General features: G+C 41.5%; 17 protein-coding genes. 3 read left to right on the top strand and 14 right to left on the bottom strand.

Going from position 1 to position 20,724, the window contains the following annotated elements; genetic code table 11:
* Window positions 1-155 precede the first annotated feature (155 nt).
* From CXF60_RS12900 to CXF60_RS12865, 8 genes are all read right to left on the bottom strand, one after another.
* Window positions 156-2,516 (bottom strand): heavy metal translocating P-type ATPase, encoded by a 2,361-nt coding sequence (locus CXF60_RS12900; RefSeq protein ID WP_102092255.1) that lies wholly within the window; start codon window positions 2,514-2,516, stop codon window positions 156-158.
* 245 nt (window positions 2,517-2,761) lie between these two features.
* Window positions 2,762-2,986 carry a heavy-metal-associated domain-containing protein gene (locus CXF60_RS12895; protein WP_057761178.1) on the bottom strand — a complete coding sequence of 75 codons (225 nt, stop codon included), beginning with the start codon at window positions 2,984-2,986 and terminating at the stop codon, window positions 2,762-2,764.
* Between the two features lie 254 nt (window positions 2,987-3,240).
* Window positions 3,241-3,498 (bottom strand): heavy-metal-associated domain-containing protein, encoded by a 258-nt coding sequence (locus CXF60_RS12890; RefSeq protein WP_102092254.1) that lies wholly within the window; start codon window positions 3,496-3,498, stop codon window positions 3,241-3,243.
* A 27-nt stretch (window positions 3,499-3,525) separates the two neighbouring features.
* On the bottom strand, window positions 3,526-4,401 hold the full coding sequence (gene kdsA, locus CXF60_RS12885) for a 3-deoxy-8-phosphooctulonate synthase (RefSeq protein ID WP_102092253.1): 876 nt from the start codon (window positions 4,399-4,401) through the stop codon (window positions 3,526-3,528).
* Between the two features lie 215 nt (window positions 4,402-4,616).
* Complete coding sequence (locus CXF60_RS12880) at window positions 4,617-6,251, bottom strand: CTP synthase (RefSeq protein ID WP_057761184.1); 1,635 nt, start codon at window positions 6,249-6,251, stop codon at window positions 4,617-4,619.
* 230 nt (window positions 6,252-6,481) lie between these two features.
* Window positions 6,482-7,618 carry a porin gene (locus CXF60_RS12875; RefSeq protein ID WP_068036869.1) on the bottom strand — a complete coding sequence of 379 codons (1,137 nt, stop codon included), beginning with the start codon at window positions 7,616-7,618 and terminating at the stop codon, window positions 6,482-6,484.
* 299 nt (window positions 7,619-7,917) lie between these two features.
* Window positions 7,918-9,027 (bottom strand): porin, encoded by a 1,110-nt coding sequence (locus CXF60_RS12870; RefSeq protein WP_102077670.1) that lies wholly within the window; start codon window positions 9,025-9,027, stop codon window positions 7,918-7,920.
* A 611-nt stretch (window positions 9,028-9,638) separates the two neighbouring features.
* Window positions 9,639-11,837, bottom strand: a complete 2,199-nt coding sequence (locus tag CXF60_RS12865; protein WP_102092252.1) for a malate synthase G — start codon at window positions 11,835-11,837, stop codon at window positions 9,639-9,641.
* A 494-nt stretch (window positions 11,838-12,331) separates the two neighbouring features.
* On the opposite strand from CXF60_RS12865, the gene CXF60_RS12860 reads away from it, so the two are divergent.
* Complete coding sequence (locus tag CXF60_RS12860; RefSeq protein ID WP_180958153.1) at window positions 12,332-13,129, top strand: MiaE family protein; 798 nt, start codon at window positions 12,332-12,334, stop codon at window positions 13,127-13,129.
* A gap of 178 nt (window positions 13,130-13,307) precedes the next feature.
* Here the strand turns inward: CXF60_RS12860 and CXF60_RS12855 are convergent, their stop codons facing one another.
* From CXF60_RS12855 to mtgA, 6 genes are all read right to left on the bottom strand, one after another.
* Entirely contained in the window at window positions 13,308-13,508 is a 201-nt protein-coding gene (locus CXF60_RS12855) for a hypothetical protein (RefSeq protein WP_102092251.1), read from the bottom strand.
* 72 nt (window positions 13,509-13,580) lie between these two features.
* Entirely contained in the window at window positions 13,581-13,907 is a 327-nt protein-coding gene (locus CXF60_RS12850; RefSeq protein WP_102092250.1) for a hypothetical protein, read from the bottom strand.
* Between the two features lie 66 nt (window positions 13,908-13,973).
* The gene (locus tag CXF60_RS12845; RefSeq protein ID WP_102092249.1) at window positions 13,974-14,231 is read right to left on the bottom strand and encodes a hypothetical protein; all 258 of its coding nucleotides are present in this window, start codon (window positions 14,229-14,231) and stop codon (window positions 13,974-13,976) included.
* 63 nt (window positions 14,232-14,294) lie between these two features.
* Window positions 14,295-14,465: a hypothetical protein gene (locus CXF60_RS14505; protein ID WP_180958152.1), complete on the bottom strand. Its 171-nt coding sequence runs from the start codon at window positions 14,463-14,465 to the stop codon at window positions 14,295-14,297.
* A gap of 316 nt (window positions 14,466-14,781) precedes the next feature.
* On the bottom strand, window positions 14,782-16,926 hold the full coding sequence (gene ppk1 / locus CXF60_RS12840; RefSeq protein ID WP_228707140.1) for a polyphosphate kinase 1: 2,145 nt from the start codon (window positions 16,924-16,926) through the stop codon (window positions 14,782-14,784).
* A gap of 212 nt (window positions 16,927-17,138) precedes the next feature.
* Window positions 17,139-17,825 (bottom strand): monofunctional biosynthetic peptidoglycan transglycosylase, encoded by a 687-nt coding sequence (mtgA, locus tag CXF60_RS12835; RefSeq protein WP_102092247.1) that lies wholly within the window; start codon window positions 17,823-17,825, stop codon window positions 17,139-17,141.
* Window positions 17,826-18,122: 297 nt separating this feature from the next.
* Between mtgA and CXF60_RS12830 the strand changes: the two genes are divergently transcribed.
* Window positions 18,123-18,437: a glutaredoxin family protein gene (locus tag CXF60_RS12830; RefSeq protein WP_102092246.1), complete on the top strand. Its 315-nt coding sequence runs from the start codon at window positions 18,123-18,125 to the stop codon at window positions 18,435-18,437.
* Window positions 18,438-18,925: 488 nt separating this feature from the next.
* Window positions 18,926-20,695 (top strand): L-lactate permease, encoded by a 1,770-nt coding sequence (locus tag CXF60_RS12825; RefSeq protein WP_102092245.1) that lies wholly within the window; start codon window positions 18,926-18,928, stop codon window positions 20,693-20,695.
* Window positions 20,696-20,724: the final 29 nt, after the last annotated feature.

Below are 20,724 nucleotides of genomic sequence, written 5' to 3'. Positions count from 1 at the left end.
TTAATAGTCGGCTATAGTGCTTGGCATCATAGCATATATTTTACCAAACTTCCCTTATCTTACACCGACTTGCCGTCATAAAAACAATCTTAGAGATACATATATGCGATGGCTATCTGTTTTATATTTATAGAAGCTTAAAGCAAATATGATAGCTATCCTTTTGCTAAATGCTCTTTATCCGTATGAGAGGTTGATATCGTATTATCTAGCTCAACCTCTGTCTTAAACCGTGTCAATCGTAGTGCATTCATGAGTACTGAGATGGAGCTAAGCGCCATAGCAGCGGCAGCAATCATCGGATTTAAAAACCCAAATGCAGCAAGCGGAATACCAAGACAGTTATAAATAAAGGCAAAAAACAGATTTTGTTTAATATTGCGTAGCGTTGCTTGAGCGATTTTTTGTGCCGCATCGATATGCATGAGCGACTCACCCATGAGACGTGCAGAAGCGCTGTGCTGCGCGACATCAGTCCCTTCAAACATTGCAAAACTGGCATCAGCGGTGGCCATTGCTGGCGCATCGTTGACGCCGTCTCCTGCCATCGCTACCTTATGACCAGCAGTCTGCAATAGTGCAATTTGACTGGCCTTGTCACGCGGGCTCATCTTGCCATAAGCCTTATCAATACCCAACTGCCCTGCTACATGATCGACAACGGACTGCTTATCACCACTCATCAAGATCACATTGATACCCGCATCTTGTAGTGCATTGATTGCTTGCGGCGTATCTGCCTTTAAATCATCAGCTAAGGCAAATGCACCTAATGGCTCATCATTGATACTAATCGCAACGGTACTGGCAATTTGCCATACTTTTGGCATAAATCTTGGCAACGTCAAGTTCGCAAACTCTGCCGTACCCACTTTTATCAGCCCAAGACCTTCGATATTTGCTTGTATACCAGCGCCTTTTATCACACTGATGTCAGTCACATTAAATAGAGACAGTTGACGGTCTTTAGCTGTGTTTACCAGAGCAGTTGCTAGTGGATGACTGGCATGCGCCTCGACACTGGCGGCAATCTGCAATACATCGTCCACAGCAAGCGATTTATCAACCATGACATGATCGACGATAGTAGGTTTACCAATAGTTAATGTACCTGTTTTATCGAGTACTACCGTATCGATATTACCTGCTGCCTCAAGACTTTGCGCATCTTTGAACCAAACACCATGACGCGCGGCAACGCCCATACCAGCCATGATCGCCGCTGGCGTGGCCAAACCAAGCGCACAAGGACAAGCAATAACCAATACCGATACCGCGTGCATTAGTGCAGTATCAACCATACCTGTTAGCCACCATGTAACCCCAAAGGTGATCAATGCAATCGTTACTACTATAGGAACAAAAATAGCCGTTACTCGATCCGCGAGACGCGCTAGATTGGCTTTTGAACCTTGTGCATCACTCAACGCTTGTACCATATCGCCGAGTTTCGTATCACTGCCCTTTGCACTGACACGATACAGTAGACTACCATTCTCTACCAAAGCACCTGCCAGCAATCCATCGCCTTGTTCTTTTTTGAGAGCTACCGACTCGCCAGTTAAATGACTCTCCACGCACCAGCCGCTGCCTTCTATGACGGTACCATCCGTAGCGACACGGCTGCCTTGTTTTGCACGTAGGACGTCACCTACTTGTACATCAGATAACGCAATATTATGAAATTCACCATTTGGCTGCTGCTGCTCTACTTCATCAGGTGTCAATGACAATAATAAATCAATACTGTTTAGGCTGTGCTTCTTGGTACGTTCCTCAAGATATTTACCTGTACGTACAAAGGCAATGACCATCACCCCTGCTTCAAAATATACGGCTGGGCTATTACTCGCACCGTGTTCGCCCAAATGCCCACTTTGCAATAGACTGTTTAAAGTACCATCGCCATGCGTGAGCCAAAGATAAGTCGAATACGCCCATATCGTCATTGTACCAATGACCACCAGCACATCCATATTGGCAAGGCCACCTTTTATAGATGCCCATGCGCTCTTATAAAACGGCAATGCCAAACCAAACTGTACTACAGTCGCTAAAATAAACTGAACCCAGACTGGCGGCATCCACGCCATACCAGAACCCGTCAACATACCTGCCATACCCACTAAAAATGGCACCAAACAAACCCATAATCCGATCAAACGCCATGGATATTGAGTGGCAGTATCTTCGTCAGTCTGAGCAAATAAGCTATCGGCTGCCTGCACATTAGCCACAAAGCCTGTTTTATTTACCCACTCTGTCACCTGTTCGGGCGTCGTCTGGGTTGGATCATAATCAACATTGGCAGTCTCGCCAGCAAAACTCACACTTACCTCATACACCGCAGGCTTTTTGTTAAGCACCTTCTCGATTCTTGAGGCGCAGGCCTGACAAGTCATGCCATCAATCGCCAATTGCAAATGCGCGCGTTGCGGTGTAAGTGGCGTGTTGGACTCAACATCAGTTTCGACATCATAAGACTCATCTTTGGTAGTACGGGTGGTATCGTTCATAAATAAAACTCGTCATGGTGCCTATAAATTTGTAGGAACCACGATAAAATATCCGTGGGTGGGCAAACAATTCAAATAAAGCAATTGGGTTATATTGTATTCAGTATGAGTATTTTAGACAAAGTAGCAATATCTTAATGTATCAATGTATCAATGTATCAATGCTCATAATCGTTAATCATTAAAAAACCAGCTATCATGCTTGTAATAACATGTTAGCTGGTTTTGTAAATAAGTGATGAGATTTATGAGTTAGCAACTGTCGCCTCAAATCCGGCATCATCAATAGCTGAAGCAATAGCCTCTGCACTGGTTTTGCTATCATCAAAGGTTATCGTCGCTAGGTTATCAGCGAGGTCAACAGTAATAGTCTCTAATCCATCAATATCGGCTGTTGCCGTATGTACGCTTGCTACGCATCCGCCACAAGTCATACCGTCAATTTTAATAATACGTGTTTGATCTGCCATATTGGGCTCCTTATTTTTATTAGTAATGAGTAACTCTAATAGTGATTCTGTTAATACTTACTTTGACACTTTTTAAGTTATCAAAGTAAGAGCAACTATCAAAGCTACATTAAATAAGCATAAGCCCTATTATCCTCGACAACAAGACTGTTTGGTTGTTGCTTTATTAACGAGATGCTATTAACGAGACAGTAACTTATTAATAAAAACGTAAAAGAGCGCATCAACAAATTTATAGCAATAGCTATTTTTAATTATAAATCATTATGGTGCGGGTTCTGCGGTGAATCAATCGGAAATGGCTGAGTCACATAGTCCACCATACTAATCGCTGCTGTTAAGGCATGGATACTAGTATCTGTATCATCATAGCTTACTGTTGCGACATTATGCTTGGGATCCAAATTAATAGCCGTCACGCCTGAGATATTCTTAAGCGCGGTCATTACACTATCTAAGCCTTCTGCATCATCGATATTTTCGATGCTTACTTGTGCCATTTGAATTGCCATTGTATAGCCCTCTTATTACGTACCGTATCAATGAGTATCCAATACTTCAAAACCTTTGACCAAATCATCAATTTGCTTAAGTTGACGTAAGAACGGCTCTAGTTGGCTCATACGCAGCGCACATGGACCATCACACTTTGCAGTTTCTGGGTTTGGATGCGCTTCTAAAAATAACCCTGCCAACCCTGTAGCCATACCTGCACGGGCAAGCGTTGTAATCTGCTCACGACGTCCACCAGCACTATCACTACGTGCACCTGGCTGTTGTAAGCTATGCGTCACGTCAAAGAATACCGGTATATCCATCTGCTTCATAGTATCAAAACCAAGCATATCCACTACCAAATTATTATAGCCAAAGGCACTACCACGCTCACAAAGTATCAATTTATCATTACCACCTTCTAGGCACTTATTGACGATATGACGCATCTCGTGAGGAGCCAAAAACTGCGCCTTTTTGATATTAATAATGGCATCTGTTTTTGCCATCGCATGCACTAGGTCTGTCTGACGCGACAAAAATGCAGGTAGCTGAATAATATCAGCCACCTCAGCGACTGGTGCTGCTTGATGTGGTTCATGCACATCGGTGATAATCGGTACTTGGAATTTTTCTTTGATCTGACCTAACCAATCGATACCTTGCTCTAAACCAGGCCCACGATACGAATGCAGACTTGAACGATTGGCCTTATCAAAGCTCGCTTTAAAAACATAGCCAATACCCAAGCGCTTGCAGATATCAACATACTGCTCAGCAATCTCAAATGCCAATTCTTTAGATTCTAAAACATTCATACCACCGAACAATACAAAAGGCTGGTCGTTACCAATGTTAATCGTATCGTTGTTAGGAGTGTTGAGCGTGATATGTGATTGTGCGGTCAATAAGTTTTCCATGAAGCCATTACCTCTTATTTTGTTATTAATATGTCTGTCCCATATTGTAACCGATAGGCTAATTAAAAAAAGTATGCAAGCGTAATTAGACGTCATTAGTAAAGATGATTGCTGATTAATAACAACAAACAGCCTGAATTAAACAAAAAAAAGACCAATCCGAAGATCAGTCTTTTTTATAATAAATGCTTTCAACATAGATTACATTTTGAGAGCTATTTCGCTTCGTTATGGTTCTTCGCTGCTTTTACAAAGCTATTAAATAGTGGATGACCACCACGTGGTGAGCTAGTGAACTCTGGATGAAACTGTACAGCAACGAACCATGGGTGCTCAGAAATCTCAACCGACTCTACCAAATGCTGCTTGGCAGAATAACCAGAGATGGTCATACCTGCTTGCTCTAACGGCTCGATATAACGGTTGTTCATCTCATAGCGATGGCGATGACGCTCAGTGATATTGCTCGCACCGTAAATTTGGCTTAGCTTACTGCCAGAAACTAGCTCTGCTTGCTGTGCGCCTAGGCGCATCGTGCCACCAAGGTCTGAATCATCACTACGAATCTGCAGCTCGCCGCGCTCATCTAACCATTCAGTGATCAGACCAATGATAGGCTCAGCTGTCTTACGATCAAATTCAGAAGAGTTCGCATTAATGTTAAGTACATTACGCGCATACTCAATCACAGCCAACTGCATACCAAGACAAATGCCTAGATACGGAACGTTGTTTTCACGAGCATAAGTAATGGCTTTTATTTTACCCATAGTACCGCGCTCACCGAAACCGCCTGGTACTAAGATAGCATCAGCATCGTTTAGCTGCGCAAGCAAAGTATCGTCATCTTCTAGACGTTCAGCATCGATGTAGTCAATCTTCACGTCTACTTTATGCGTGATACCTGCATGTAGCAATGCTTCGTTAATAGACTTATAAGCATCTGGAAGCTCGACATATTTACCAACCATCGCAACAGTCACTGTTCCTTCTGGATTCAACTGTGCTTCAACCACTTTATCCCAATCGCTCAAATCAGCTTCAGGCACATCAAGACCGAAACGCTCACAGATTAAATCATCAAGATCTTGCTCGTGCAATGTACGCGGTATCTGATAGATACTCTGTGCATCTTCACACATAATGACTGCACGCTCTTCAACGTTGGTAAACAGCGCAATCTTGCGACGGTTGTCTTGTGAGATGTGATGGTCAGAGCGGCAGATTAAGATATCAGGCTGTAGGCCAATAGAGCGTAGCTCTTTTACTGAATGCTGCGTTGGCTTAGTTTTGGTCTCACCCGCACTAGCAATATACGGTACTAAAGTAAGATGCATTAGCATGGCTCTATTACGGCCAAGCTCTACTTGCATCTGACGTACGGCTTCCATGAATGGTAGTGACTCGATATCACCAACCGTACCGCCAATTTCGATAATAGCGATATCATACCCTTCGCCACTGGCAAGGATTTTGTTTTTGATTTCATCAGTAATATGTGGAATAACCTGTACAGTACCGCCTAGATATTCACCACGGCGTTCTTTATTCAACACATTCTGATAAATACGGCCACTGGTAAAGTTATTACTCTTACTCATTTTTGAGTGACGCAAGAAGCGCTCGTAATAACCCAAATCTAGATCGGTCTCTGCGCCATCTTCGGTGACGAATACCTCACCATGCTGAAACGGACTCATTGTACCTGGATCGACGTTAATATACGGATCCATTTTGGTCATCGTGACAGTCACGCCACGTGCTTCTAAGACCGCTGCAAGAGAAGCTGCGGTGATACCTTTTCCTAGTGAGGACACTACCCCACCGGTCACGAATATAAACTTGGTCATAGTACTCTGTCGGTAATTGGTAAAGAAGGATTTTACTAAAAATACGCCACAAAATATAGGGCAAAAGCGCAAACTCTTTAAAACACTCAGTTTTTAACGCTTAATTGTCATAAGTGCGTAATCATCGTAAATACGTAGCTATTATAACCCACTGCGGCTTTAAAAAGGTCACAACAAAAAAACTCACCCCGAAGGATGAGTTTTTTATAATACGTTTTCTAATGTTTAGATTAGAATTTGTATTCTAGACCAGCACCGACCACGAAGACGCTAGCATCACCACGCGCTCTGACAAGAATATCTTTATCACCGTCATCTTGACCAGCAATGAAAAGATCATTTTTTAAGTCTGCAGTGTTATTACCGACATAAGCATGTGCAATTATATTCTTTCTAAAGCTATATTTACCGCCTACGACGATTTGATCTGAATTATTTTCATTAATGCCTCTTAAGTTATCCGTTTTATTGTACTGTGCATATATTGAGGCTGGACGAGCGAGGTTACTTAGACCCATCTCAGCACTTAATATCAATCCTTTTTCAGTTTCATTAGTATCATCAAAATCAGCTTGTTGGTATAGAGCGCCCACTTTTACTGGATAAGCAACATAATTACTTAGATCGACAGTAGCCGTCCCACGGATCATATCGCCGCCCGTATTAGTACTACTGGGATTTTTAGTAGCCAGATCACTCTGATAAGCAACACCAGCCGTAAAGCCATTGCCTGGATTAAATAGTAATGAGGCACCATAGCCGCTGTCACGACTATTATCGTCAGATATAAAGTCTTCATCAGCACCATACTGCAACGCAAGCTCTAATGGTAACTCATTGTATTTAGGCGCTTTCCAGACGATAGAGTTATTAACTCGGTAACCATCAGCTAAGGTTAAAGCATTGGCTAGTGTATTTTTGCTTAAACTACTAGCACCCACATTGTCCCAGTAACCTTCATTGACCGTGACATTATCGATATAATCAACGACTGAGTAGTTACGACCAAAGCGGAATTCGCCAAGGTCTTTATTCTTTAGACCCAGATAAGTATCACGGCTTTTAAAACCGATGTTACTGCTGCCACTATCATCAACCTTGATTCCATACTCTAATTGGTAGATCACATCAGTATTGGCAGTCATGGCTTCAGAACCTTTGAAACCAATACGTGAAGATTTTGATGCGATTTCTACTGAACTGTTGTCTTCATTAATGCTTATACTACTATCGTCCATAGCTTCTCGTTCGAATGAAGCATTGACATAGTTGGCGGTAACAAATGCTTTGCCATAAACAGTCGGTGCCGCTTGAGCTGTAGATACTAATAGCATTGCGACTGATGAGGCTAAAAATAGTTTTTTCAAAAGACATCTCCACTTTACAATTTTTTTGATAAATTGGTTAAGATTGGCCGATATATATAATGGCAGGGTGACTACCCTATAGAACATTTATATATATGAGCTAGAAGCATTACTTAGACACAACTTTACCAACCAAATATTACAGTAAGGTGAAAAAACCAAAATTTACACAAATGTTATTATTAATTTTACGGATTCTGTTATTTAAGACACGCTGTTGTTCAAGACACAGTATTGATTACAAAACAAAAAAACCCACCCCGAAGGATGAGTTTTTTATTTAGATTCTAATGGTTAGATTAGAATAAGTATTCTAGACCGCCACCGATAGCGAGTACATCAATATCACCACGTAAGTCGATTTCATTAACATTGCCGTCTTCGTCTCTCGAACCAAAACGACCATTGTTTAATTCCGCTGAATTTAGACCAGCATAGGCATGAGCGATCATATTATTTTTAAACGCATATTTGCCACCTACAACGACTTGATTTGAGTCATTATTCTCAAGACCACTGATATTGTCGGTTTTGTCATACTGAATATAAACAGAGGCTGGACGGGCAAAATTCGAAAGACCCATTTCAGCACTCACCACTAAACCGTCCTCTGTTGCAGTAGTAGTACCGGCATAGTCAGCTTCTTGATATAGAACGCCTAACTTTACAGGAGCTGCGATATATTTACCTAAATCGACGCTAGCACTGCCACGGATAATATCACCACTAACACTCATGTCTTGCTCATAAGCAATACCAGCGGTAATGCCTGTACCTGGATCAAACATCAATGAGGCACCATAGCCTGCGTCACGATCACTCTCAGATATAAAGTCTTCATCAGCACCATACATCAGCGCAAGCGCTAATGGTAGGTCATTGTATTTAGGCGCTTTCCAAACGATTGAATTATTGATACGGTTACCAACGGTCGGGGTCAAAATATTAGCAAAGCTGTCGTTGTTGTTCAGAGTACTAGAGCCAAGATTATCCCAATAACCTTCATTAACTGATACGTTATTGATATAGTCAATGACTGTGTAGTTACGACCAAAGCGGAATTCACCGAAGTCTTTATTTTTTAAACCTAAATAAGTATCACGACTTTTGAAGCCAATGTTATCGCTACCACTATCATCAACTTTAACGCCGTACTCTAATTGGTAAATTACGTCAGTGTTGGCCGTTATCGCTTCAGAGCCTCTGAAGCCTAAACGTGAAATATTAGAATTAACTTGTAATGAACCGTTGTCTTCATTAATTCTGTTATTATTATCCATATTCTGACCATCAATTTCAGCATTAACGTAATCAGTAGTAACGAATACTTTACCATAAACGGTAGGTGCTGCCTGTGCTGCAGATACAGATAGGGCGGCGATTGCTGTCGCTAAAAGTAGTTTTTTCATGGGGGTATCTCCACTTTACAATTTTAGTAATGAGCAAGCTATTATTAGCTGGCGCCCATAATGGTATCGTCACAAATCCTCAAAGATATAATGTGTAACTGGCTACCGAGATTAGTCAGAAACAAGTGTGGCGAATTTCTATTACAGTAAGGTAAAAAACCATGACACACATGACTGGGATTAAACAACGCAACTGCCATGTAACGTTTGGTCTTTATCACTCCATTGCGTAACATCCGTTACCAAACTCATACTTCGAGTACAAGCATAACAACTTTGACATAATTTGCAACATATTTTTTCGCTTTTTCGATACCCCCAGTATCAAATGACAAGTCACCTATAAAATCCAAATAGCTACAAAAAAAAGCGCTATCTACTCAAGCAGATAGCGCTTTTATTGATTAATATCATTACTTATAGTATTAAAATATTTTAATAAAAACAAAATAATTGCCCAAGAAATAGCGCTATCCATTGATAAATAAATAGCGCTTATGAAGAATCGACCAGCGTATTTATGACATATTTAGCGTTACAAACGAGCAAGATTAGATACTACACCTTAGGCTTCAGCATACGCTAAAATACCCATTGCTAAGCCGGCCTCTCTAAGCATTGGCTTTTAGATCAAGGCGCGCTTGATGCAACAATGGTTCAGTATAACCACTAGGCTGCTCGCGTCCTTTAAAGACCAAATCACAGGCTGCTTTAAATGCATAAGAGTTATCAAAGTTATCTGCCATTGGCTGGTAATCACTATCGCCTGCATTTTGCTCATCGACGACTTTTGCCATACGTTTCATTGTGTCCATCACTTGCTGCTCGCTTACCACATCATGATGTAACCAATTGGCAATATGCTGGCTAGAGATACGTAAGGTAGCACGATCTTCCATCAAGCCAACATCATTGATATCAGGTACTTTGGAACAGCCTACGCCTTGGTTTACCCAACGTACCACATACCCTAAGATACCTTGAGCATTATTTTCAAGCTCTTGCTGCTTCTCTTCTTCTGTCCAATTGGTATTTTTTGCCAATGGAATGGTCAAGATGTCATCCAAGCTAGCACGCTCGCGTGATTTTAGCGTGTCTTGTACATCAGCCACGCTTACTTGATGATAGTGTATGCTATGCAAGGTAGCGCCCGTTGGTGATGGTACCCACGCAGTGCTAGCACCAGACTTAGGATGAGCAGCCTTAGTATCCATCATCTCTTTCATTTCATCAGGCTTAGCCCACATACCCTTACCGATTTGCGCGCGACCTTGTAGGCCTGTCTCTAGACCGATATCGACGTTCCACTGCTCGTAAGCAGGCTGCCATGCTTGCGATTTCATCTCGCCTTTTGGTACAAATGGACCTGCATTCATGCTGGTATGCATCTCATCACCAGTACGATCTAAGAAACCTGTGTTAATAAAGATAACGCGCTCTTTAGCTTGGCGGATTGCTTCTTTTAAGTTCACCGTCATACGGCGCTCTTCGTCCATGATGCCGATTTTAAGCGTATTGCGCTCTAGACCTAATAGATCCTCTGATGCATTAAATAAGTCATTGGCCATTTTAACTTCTTCAGGGCCATGCATTTTTGGCTTCACGATATACATTGAGCCTTGACGCGAGTTTGATAGCTCGTTTTTGCCTTTGATATCATTAAGTGATAATAGTGGCGTGATTAAGCCATCCATTAAGCCTTCAAATATCTGCTCTTGACCATCGCCTAGATCGACTAAGATGGCAGGGTTCTGCATTAAGTGACCGACGTTACGAATTAATAATAGCGAACGACCTGGCAAGATCAGCTTGCCACCATCTGGCGTGTTATATTCACGATCTGGGTTTTGCTTACGTGTACGCGTCTTGCCGCCTTTTTCAAAGGTTTCTTGTAGGTCGCTATTCATTAAGCCAAGCCAATTACGATAGACTTCGACTTTTTCTTCTGCATCTACCGCAGCGACTGAATCTTCACAATCCTGAATAGCTGTCATGGCAGATTCAAGCAGTACATCCTTGATATTTGCTGGATCGTCTTTACCCACTGGATGATTACTATCGATTTGAATCTCAGCATGCAAGCCGTTGTTCTTTAACAGTACACCTGTAGGAGCTTCAGCTTCCCCGACAAAGCCAACAAACTTAGCCGTATCTTTTAGCTCGGTACTGCTATCACTTTGTACGACCTCGAGCTTGCCATCGAGTACTTTAAAGCCAGTCACATCATTGTAAGAGCCTGATGCTAGTGTGAAGTGCTCATCTAAGAACGCTTTGGCGTAAGCGACAACAGCGGCACCGCGAGTAGGATTATAGCTACCACCCGCTTCTTGGCCATTGTCACTACTGATAACATCGGTGCCATACAAAGCATCGTATAAGCTACCCCAACGCGCATTGGTCGCGTTAAGCGCATAACGAGCATTACGAACTGGTACGACTAGCTGCGGCCCTGCAATGTGCGCAATTTCATCATCGACGTTTTTGGTATCAACCGTAAATGCTTCGCCTTCAGGTAGCAAATAACCAATTTCTTGTAGGAATGTCTTATAAGCTGGATAGTCGATTTCGCCATCTTTTGCAGGATTATCTAGGTGCCACTGGTCAATCTGCGCTTGAATCTTGTCACGAGTCGCAAGCAACGCTTTATTGCGCGGGGTAAATTCTTTAATAACCTTTTCGAAACCTGACCAATAATCGTCTGAATCCACACCGACTTTCGGTAGCACTTCGTTTTCAATAAAGTCATATAACTGCTGATCGATGGCAAGACTGCCTTTTTGAATACGATTGGTGTTAGAAGACTGGCTCATATTGTTATCCTTATCTGTTCGTGAGGGGTACTAATACTGAGTTGTGACAGTAACTGTTTAAGATTTTTTAATCTTGGGAGGTTTAAACGTTCATATCTCATTCATTGTGGAATCTTTGATTCTCTAATTTTTCTGAGAAGATATATCTACAAATTTGATGTTCTAGTAAAACGAAATGCTTAAAGAGCAAAATCTCATCCTACTATCAAATAATAAAATTAACAAGGAAACACCATTCACTAAGTAAATACTTAGGCTGTTTAATAATGATAGTCTATAAGTGGCCTACTCTAGGAGCTATAATCATCATCTAGAAATTAGATGCAGCAAAATTAATATAAACAGTAAGTAATCATTGATACCTTTAATTATGCTTAACCGTTATCTATTAATAAATACCTATTGGTGACTGTCGGTTATTTAGCATCGTATCTAGGTCAGACTAACGATATAATTACTGGTATTACTATTCATAAATAAAGCTTCCTTAGACTATGACTATCAATCAACAAGACCTCGCAACATTACAATCAACAGCAAATACTATAGATGACAAGGGCATTGAGAAAAATTCTGTCGAAGAAAATATCTCTCAAACTGTAAATAATAGTGCCGAAACAGATTTAATCGAAAAAGAGCTGCCTGAAGAAGACAGTATCGATATTACGCATCTGCGCACTCCTATAAAGGTAGACTTATCTCCTGTTTATAACTTTTTAGGTGCTCGAACCACGCAATCTTGGGTAGATGCCGCGATTGCAAACCTACCTATGATCATTCAAGACCACGCTAACTGCGAAAAAAAGGCCGCTGGCACTGCCATGAATTTGATATTTCGTTATGAGTTCTCGTATGACTTGCAACGTAAACTGGCGCAGCTGATACGTGAAGAGATGCTGCACTACGAGCAAGTACTAGGTATCATGAATGAGCGCGGTCAAGAGTGGAAATATCTGAGTGCTGGGCGCTATGCTAAGGGTATGTTGAAGCACAAACGCACTTACGAGCCAGCAGCGATGGTTGATGTATTAATAATTGGGGCATTTATTGAGGCACGCTCTTGTGAACGTTTTGCCGCGTTGGCCGAAGTCATTGATGATGAACGCTTAGCGAAGTATTATCGTTATCTACTCAAGTCAGAGAGTCGTCATTTCGAAGATTATCTTGCACTCGCTCAATCATTATCAGATGAGAATATCGATGAGCGAGTTGCTTTCTTTAAGGAAGTAGAGGCTGAATTAATAAGTAGCCCAGATGCTGAGCTACGTTTTCATAGTGGTACACCTGCTTAAAACCCACGCCTTACCTAAATATGTCTACCTATATAATGTCGAAAGTAAAAATATAGTAAGCAAAAAAGGCACTGTGTTTGATACGAGTTATATACTCTTACCAAACACAGTGCCTTTCTGTTTATGTACAAATGCGTATTTATGTACAAATACTAATAGCTATTGATGTAGTGAGTTTTTACTTTTTATCTTCCATCAATGGACTGTCATACTGTTTATTACTTTTAGCGACATTATGCGGATCATGATCTTCCGTAGCCTTTTCTGCTGCGGCTGGATTTGCTTTTTGTAATGCATCATCAGGGACAATACCATTATTGTCATCTGCATCTTTTAAGTTATGATCACTATTGACGCTTTCATTATTTGAGTTATTCATTGGTACTCCCTACTATAATAATTACTCGTCTAACCCAAGGAACACTATATACCTTTCGAAATTTACTCCTGTTTAATCTTTCTCATCAGGATTTAAAATACGAGTCTGTGCGTTATCGATATTGGCATAACGATTTAGATCATTAATACCTTCACTCTTCGGTGCTGCACTACCGACAGTATCTTCATTGATATTGTCATCAAACGCGGTACTGCCCTCTTGATCACGGCGATCTGGTTGGCGCGCTGGATTGTCATTATCATTTACGTGTTCTGAGTCGACCACAGATTCATCAAAAGTATCAGTCCCTTTGTTCTCAGTAGTATTTCTTTCAATTGCACTATGATCGTCAGATCCTAGTACCTTTGTCTTGTCTATTGCTGAGTCTTTGGCTTGCATTATCATATCCTCTTTTTATATTTATAATTTTATCGATTTGGTTGGCCCGCTGTTATCTATAGTCCTTTACTCATTACCTTTTCGGCTCAAGTCATAAGCACTTAGTTCTGCTGCGTTCTTGCCACCTGCAGGAAGATTCTCTTCTTTACGTGGATCAGCATACACCTCGTCAGTCTCTTGTGAGTCTTGCTCAGGGCCATCTATTTCAGGCTTGTGCTTGCGGCCTGCATAGCTATCTTTAGGGTTTTCTAATTCGTTAGCAGCAGGGTCATCCACGATTACTCTTTCTTCTGTTTCCGTTGCTACTGGTTCTTGCATAGTCATGGCGTATCCCTCGCTTTATTATTGGTTATTATCGTATATTAGGTCGGTGATTGATGTCGTAGATTACTTATCAGTACGTAGATCATCATCGATAAAAGGCGTTTGCTCTTCTTCGCTTAATGATTCAGGAGCGTCGACTTTTTTATTCTCTGCTAAGTTCTTCCCAACTTCCTGACCATTTACCTGTTCTGCAGCTTGCTTGATATCTGAATTGTCATCGTTAGTAGTACTCATGGTTTATTTCCTATTATTATGATTTGATTACGTGGTTTTGGAATATTAAATAGATATATGTTTCGAGATTATACCAACGCTTAAATGAGCAACCAATACTTCTCAAGTAGCGTCGGAATTGATATTAATTATAGGTATGACCTTGGGTAATGCACCAGTGTACTGCCGTATCAATATGTGAATAATTGTGAGGTTGCAAGTCAGTTTGTAACTTTTGCAATTGGTGAGCACAAAAAAACCAAGCACCAGTATTTACCAGTGCTTGGTTAGATAGATAATCGAATAGTTGATTATCACCTAAAGGTGCTTTTACGGATTAGCTAGATTCCTCGACACGATTAATTGTTTTTAGTAAATGCTCTTGTGCGACATGTGGCTCCTCACCTGCTGCTGGCTGTAGCTGCTGCCAAACGCCAGTGCCATCAAGTGTCCACGCTTGCGTATTATCCTGTAAGTAGTTAATCAAGCCATCTTGATAAATCTGCTTAAACAGTTTCTTGTTCTCAATCGGGAACGCCACTTCTACGCGATGGAATAGGTTACGATCCATCCAGTCTGCACTACCGCAGTATAGACGCTCATCGCCATTATTATAGAAATAATAAACGCGCGTATGCTCCAAAAACCGACCGATAACAGAACGTACTGTAATATTTTCAGAGAGTCCTTTTACTTGCGGACGTAAACAACACATAGACCGTAAAATCAGCTCAATCTTAACGCCTGCCTGCGAGGCATCATATAATTTATCAATGAGGCGGCGCTCAGTGAGCGCATTGGCTTTTATAATGATATGAGCACGTTTACCCGCTTTGGTATGAGCGATTTCATCATCGATAAAGCTCATCAATTTCTCATGCAAAGTAAACGGTGCATGTAATAGTTTTTTGAGGTTGGCAGGCTTACCCATGCCGGTTAACTCTTGGAATATTTTATGAACGTCCTCTGAGATATCAGGATCGGCGCTAAACAGACCATAGTCCGTATAGACTTTGGCATTGGCCGCGTGATAGTTACCAGTGCCTAAATGAACATAACGACGGATTCGATCGTCCTCGCGGCGTACGATTAGCATGAGCTTGGCATGGGTCTTGTAACCTACGATACCGTAGACCACGACCGCGCCTGCTTCTTGTAGATAGTTAGCAACTGCGATATTAGACGCTTCATCAAAACGCGCACGCAGCTCAATAACAGCCGTGACTTCTTTGCCATTACGAGCGGCGGCGGCAAGTGCTTTGACGATTTCCGAATTGGTGCCTGAACGATATAAAGTCTGTTTAATTGCCAATACTTTAGGATCGCTGGCCGCTTGCCAAAGTAAATTAATAATCGGTGAGAACGCATGAAAAGGATGATGAACTAACACATCGCTTTTACGCATGGCAGCAAACATACTGGTCGATTTATCTGACTTATCCATTTCTCGGCGAAATGCCTTTGGCACTACATGAGTAAATGGCTGATAGCGCAGCGCAGGAATATTAAAGTCAAATAGCAAGCGCGTCAGATTCACAGGGCCATTGACACGGTATAGCTGATTGTCATGCAACTCAAACTCATTAAGCAGATACTCACTGATATGTGTTGGGCAATCGGTTGTGACCTCAAGGCGCACCTTATCACCAAAGCGACGGTTTTCAAGCTCGCCTTCTAGTGCTTTGGCAATGTCTTCAACATCATCAGCCAAGTCTAAATCGGCATTACGTGTCAGCCTAAATTGATGACAGCCTGTCACACTCATCCCAGGAAATAGCTCACCGATATGCTCATGAATAATAGCGGATAGCATCACATGATGCTCTTTACCACCAGTTAGCTCATCTGGCAGACGAATCACACGCGGTAGACTGCGCGGCGCAGGCACAATCGCCAAGTTGATATCACGTCCAAAGGCGTCTTTGCCTTCTAATGTAGCGATAAAGTTTAAGCTTTTATTTACAAGACGCGGGAATGGATGTGCCGGATCAATACTAATCGGCGTCAATACGGGTACGACTTGCTCCGTAAAATAGCGCTTCATCCATGCAGACTGCTCAGCGTTTAGCTCATCACGTTTGAGGTAGCGAATATCTTCGAGCGCAAGTGCTGGCAGGATATCCTCATTGAGAATACGGTACTGTTCGCTGATTGCAGCATGAGTGATAATAGATATCTCGTTTAACACTTCGCTAGGACGCATGCCATGAGCACTGGTAGATACATCACCAATGTTAAGCTTTTGCATGATACCAGCGACACGAATCTCAAAAAACTCATCAAGATTGGATGAAAAAATAATCAAGAAAAATAAGCGTTCAAGCAATGGGTGACGTGAACTAGATGCCTGCGCTAATACTCGCAGATGAAACTGTAATAAAGACAAATCTCGATTGATATAACTGCTGGGTGAATAGCTGCCGTCTTCTGAGCGTTGCCAGTCGATGTCGGTCAGATCATTATAGTTACTGCTTACGCTCATATTTTTATTAACGTTTTCGTTGCCATCTTCACTCACACTATTAACGTCGATCATCTCGTTCATATCACCGCTGTTCTGATTATTATTTATCTCTACCACGTTACTACTCCTTTTGCGTTATCGATACGCCGTCGTCTTTATACTATCGTCTTAAAGGTTATTAACTATTATTCTTTCCCGTTATTCTTGTTGTTAAGGCTTCTTTTAAAAGATTAAGACGCTTGCGGTAATACCGCATTTTTCATGCGTTTTTTGATAATACGTTGCTTGTTACGCAAACGCTTATCGCCTTGATTGTCTTCGTAGTACTTTGGATTGGTAAGCATCGCAATCAGAAGCGCTGACTCATCTCGGTTTAGGTTGGCCGCAGACTTATCGAAATAATGATGCGCTGCCGCGTCTATACCATAAATACCGTTGCCAAACTCCGCCACATTTAGGTAAGCGGTCATAATGCGCTGTTTGTCCCATAGCGTCTCAATCATCACAGTGATGACAGCCTCTTCAGCTTTACGCACATAAGAGCGATGCGAGGTGAGGAACAAGTTCTTTGCCAATTGCTGAGTAATCGTTGAGCCACCAGCAGACATTTTACCTGTCTCTTCATTTTTCTTTTGCGCGGCTTTGATACCTTTAAAGTCAAAACCACTGTGCTGACTAAACGTCGAGTCTTCACTCACAATCGCCGCTTGCTTGGCAGATTTGGCAATTGCATCATATTCAGCCCATGTCTGAGTGACTGTGCCGCCCGTTAGGCGATGCGTCAACATAAACATACTGTTGTTAATTGGCTGCGTTTTCCAAATTAATAGTAGCCCAACGACCAATATATGGAATGCGACAACCAATAGCATAATTGCCAATAACAGACGTTTGATAAATGTGCCAAAACTTGCCATGCGCGATATCCGAGTGGTTAAAAAAGTAATAAGATAAGGTTGATACTCTATCAATGACTATGAGACATCAACTAAGAATCAATGATTGTAAACGGGCTATATATAGCCAATCATTAACTGTTGAGCATTAGTCATTAATAACGATCAATAGCAGGTCATCTTACCTAATCTCACAATCGCTGTCATTATTTACCCCACTTCTTTATGATGTAATGACCGTTAAAGTATTTCATGTTTTAAATAAGCGCGTGCTGAGCATCAGCGCTTTGCAATCAGTATGAAGATAAGAGACTAACCATGTACGATGATAATATAGAAGTATTACGAGCGCGTGTTATTGCAGCAAATCCAAGCCTCAACACCACTGAAAATAACAATCAATGGTGGCTACTGGGCACCTCGGGCTGTCATTTATGTGATATCGCTGAACAAATAGTCACTCAGTTTCAGGCGGTACAACTAATTAGTTACCAACATATCGATATTGCAGACTTTGATGAGGCGCTGATGATGGATTTTGCCACGTCTATCCCTGTGATTTTGACTCCATCAAAACGATTAGACTATCCATTTTCAGTCATGGATTTACAGCAACTGTTAGCTCACAACTAACGGCACTTTGTTTTGATGTTATAGAGCTTTTAAATTTCTTATATTAGAATATCTACCGCTAATTTTAGCTAGTATGGTATTTCAATATTTGCTAGACTACTTTTATATTCTGTTTGGTAAATTGATTATACTAATGCTAATGATTTACTGATCAATAATCTCAACTCTCTAACCTTGCACTCTGTTAAATCATATACATACAATTCTCAGCGAAAGCACCTAAGAGCAACTATTAGGGCGTGTTTAACACGCCTTAATAAATATAGTTAGCTGAATGTAAAACTGTTATGGATTTAAACGCGCTACTGGTATAAATTTTACTTGCGTGCTGCGTTCCCAGAGGCTGCGCAAAATTCATCCCAGTAGCGCTATGACATTTTTAGAGTGTATTGACTATAGTAATAACTTAGTATGACTTTAAAACCAGTAAAAAATAAGCTGGTATACACAACAATAAGGACTGTTAATAACAATAAGGACTGTTAATTATGTACACTTTCTTAGCCTTAGCGCCAATTCTCGTTGTATTCATACTACTCATAGTTATGCGCCTGCCAGCTAAGATAGCTATGAGTATTGCCTATTTGGTGACAGCTCTGCTAGCCTTTTTCATTTGGCACGCTAGTGCTGCTCAGGTAGCGGCTGCTACTGTTAATGGGATTATTGTGGCACTTACTATTTTATTCATTGTATTCGCAGCTATTTTACTGCTGAATACGCTGAAAGAAAGCGGCGCTCTTGTCGCCATACGTAAGGGCTTTATGGATATTTCACCTGATAGGCGCGTCCAAGCGATCATTGTGGCATGGTTGTTCTGCTCTTTAGTAGAAGGTTCATCAGGATTCGGAACACCATCTGCAGTGGGTGCTCCGCTGTTGTTGGCTTTAGGCTTTCCAGCGATGGCATCGGTCATGGTTATTCTTATCATTCAATCTACACCCGTATCATTCGGTGCAGTTGGTACGCCTCTACTACTTGGCGTTTGGTCTGGTATTACTGATAAACAAGATTTAGCACAGTCCATTGCCCCTACTACTGCCGAAAATTATTTATTACAGATTACAGCTAACGTAGGCCTTGTACATGCGCTTATTGGGTTTTTGATACCTTTAATTTTAAGTGCTTTTTTGACAAGGTTCTTTGGTGAAAAACGCTCCTTCATAGAAGGGCTTAAAGTATGGCCATTTGCCATTTTTGCAGGTCTTTGCTTTACTATTCCTTATTTTTTGGTTGCTAAATTTCTAGGGCCTGAGTTCCCTTCACTCATTGGCGGTTTCATTGGGTTGTTAATTGTACTTCCCGCTGCTAAGCGTGGTTTTTTGATGCCTAAAGATACTTTTGATTTTGCCCCTCGCGCAAAATGGGACAAAGACTGGCTGGGTACTTTAGACGAGGTAAAATATGATGATTCAGCAACCCCAAAGTTCTCTTTAATTCGTGCATTTTCGCCCTATTTCATTGTGATTGCCTTATTGGTCATAACTCGAGTGATTGCACCACTCAAAGCTTTTCTGGTAGGGGATTTAACAACCATTAGCCTTACTAATCTTTTTGGTACAACAATCTCTAGTAAGATACAGCTCGCCTATTCTCCTGGTAGCATTCTAATTATTACTTCTTTATTATGTATTTTACTGTTCAAAATGAATAGCCAAGCGGTAAAGCGCAGTTGGAGTAACTCGGCAAAGACCATGGTTGCTGCCGCACCAGCTTTGCTATTCTCGGTGCCTATGGTACAAGTATTCATTAATTCAGGCTCAGCCGCTGAAGTCGCTACTGCGCTACCGGCTATGCCAATATTACTGGCTGAAAGTGCTGCCGATGCTTTTCAAAATGCGTGGCCGCTAGTGTCTCCATGGATTGGGGCAATGGGTGCTTTCATCGCCGGTTCAAATACTATTAGCAATATGATGTTTTCATATTTTCAATGGTCAACAGCCAATCAGATCGGACTCAATAGCGACCTTGCAGCACAAGTAATAGCCTTGCAAGCTGTGGGTGGTGCGGCTGGTAACATGATTTCGGTGCATAATGTGGTAGCTGCTTGCGCAGTAGTCGGCTTGGTGGATAAAGAAGGCTATGTGATTCGCAAAACACTGCTAGCGATGATTTATTATGTCGTGCAAGCAGGTTTGATCGGTATGGCTATCATCTTCGGTCAAATATGGTGGTGGGCTTTAGCCGTTCTCTGGCCCATAACATTCTTTGGACTGATGTCTTTTTGTGGCAAATTTTCCCGTAGAAAACTGAATGGATGATAATCAGGCAAGCTGACGCTATTAAACTA

Origin of the sequence: Psychrobacter sp. 4Bb (genome assembly GCF_002836735.1) — a bacterium.
Classification (GTDB): domain Bacteria; phylum Pseudomonadota; class Gammaproteobacteria; order Pseudomonadales; family Moraxellaceae; genus Psychrobacter.
This window is presented reverse-complemented; position numbering and strand designations above follow the sequence as displayed.

Coding starts and splice junctions, on each gene's coding strand:
- CXF60_RS12900 (WP_102092255.1), bottom strand. CDS start 2,516: ATGAACGATACCACCCGTACTACCAAAGATGAGTCTTATGATGTCGAA.
- CXF60_RS14505 (WP_180958152.1), bottom strand. CDS start 14,465: ATGAGTACTACTAACGATGACAATTCAGATATCAAGCAAGCTGCAGAA.
- CXF60_RS12855 (WP_102092251.1), bottom strand. CDS start 13,508: ATGAATAACTCAAATAATGAAAGCGTCAATAGTGATCATAACTTAAAA.
- CXF60_RS12860 (WP_180958153.1), top strand. CDS start 12,332: ATGACTATCAATCAACAAGACCTCGCAACATTACAATCAACAGCAAAT.
- CXF60_RS12825 (WP_102092245.1), top strand. CDS start 18,926: ATGTACACTTTCTTAGCCTTAGCGCCAATTCTCGTTGTATTCATACTA.
- CXF60_RS12850 (WP_102092250.1), bottom strand. CDS start 13,907: ATGCAAGCCAAAGACTCAGCAATAGACAAGACAAAGGTACTAGGATCT.
- CXF60_RS12830 (WP_102092246.1), top strand. CDS start 18,123: ATGTACGATGATAATATAGAAGTATTACGAGCGCGTGTTATTGCAGCA.
- CXF60_RS12865 (WP_102092252.1), bottom strand. CDS start 11,837: ATGAGCCAGTCTTCTAACACCAATCGTATTCAAAAAGGCAGTCTTGCC.
- CXF60_RS12845 (WP_102092249.1), bottom strand. CDS start 14,231: ATGACTATGCAAGAACCAGTAGCAACGGAAACAGAAGAAAGAGTAATC.
- ppk1 (WP_228707140.1), bottom strand. CDS start 16,926: ATGAGCGTAAGCAGTAACTATAATGATCTGACCGACATCGACTGGCAA.
- CXF60_RS12890 (WP_102092254.1), bottom strand. CDS start 3,498: ATGGCAATTCAAATGGCACAAGTAAGCATCGAAAATATCGATGATGCA.
- CXF60_RS12870 (WP_102077670.1), bottom strand. CDS start 9,027: ATGAAAAAACTACTTTTAGCGACAGCAATCGCCGCCCTATCTGTATCT.
- kdsA (WP_102092253.1), bottom strand. CDS start 4,401: ATGGAAAACTTATTGACCGCACAATCACATATCACGCTCAACACTCCT.
- CXF60_RS12895 (WP_057761178.1), bottom strand. CDS start 2,986: ATGGCAGATCAAACACGTATTATTAAAATTGACGGTATGACTTGTGGC.
- CXF60_RS12880 (WP_057761184.1), bottom strand. CDS start 6,251: ATGACCAAGTTTATATTCGTGACCGGTGGGGTAGTGTCCTCACTAGGA.
- mtgA (WP_102092247.1), bottom strand. CDS start 17,825: ATGGCAAGTTTTGGCACATTTATCAAACGTCTGTTATTGGCAATTATG.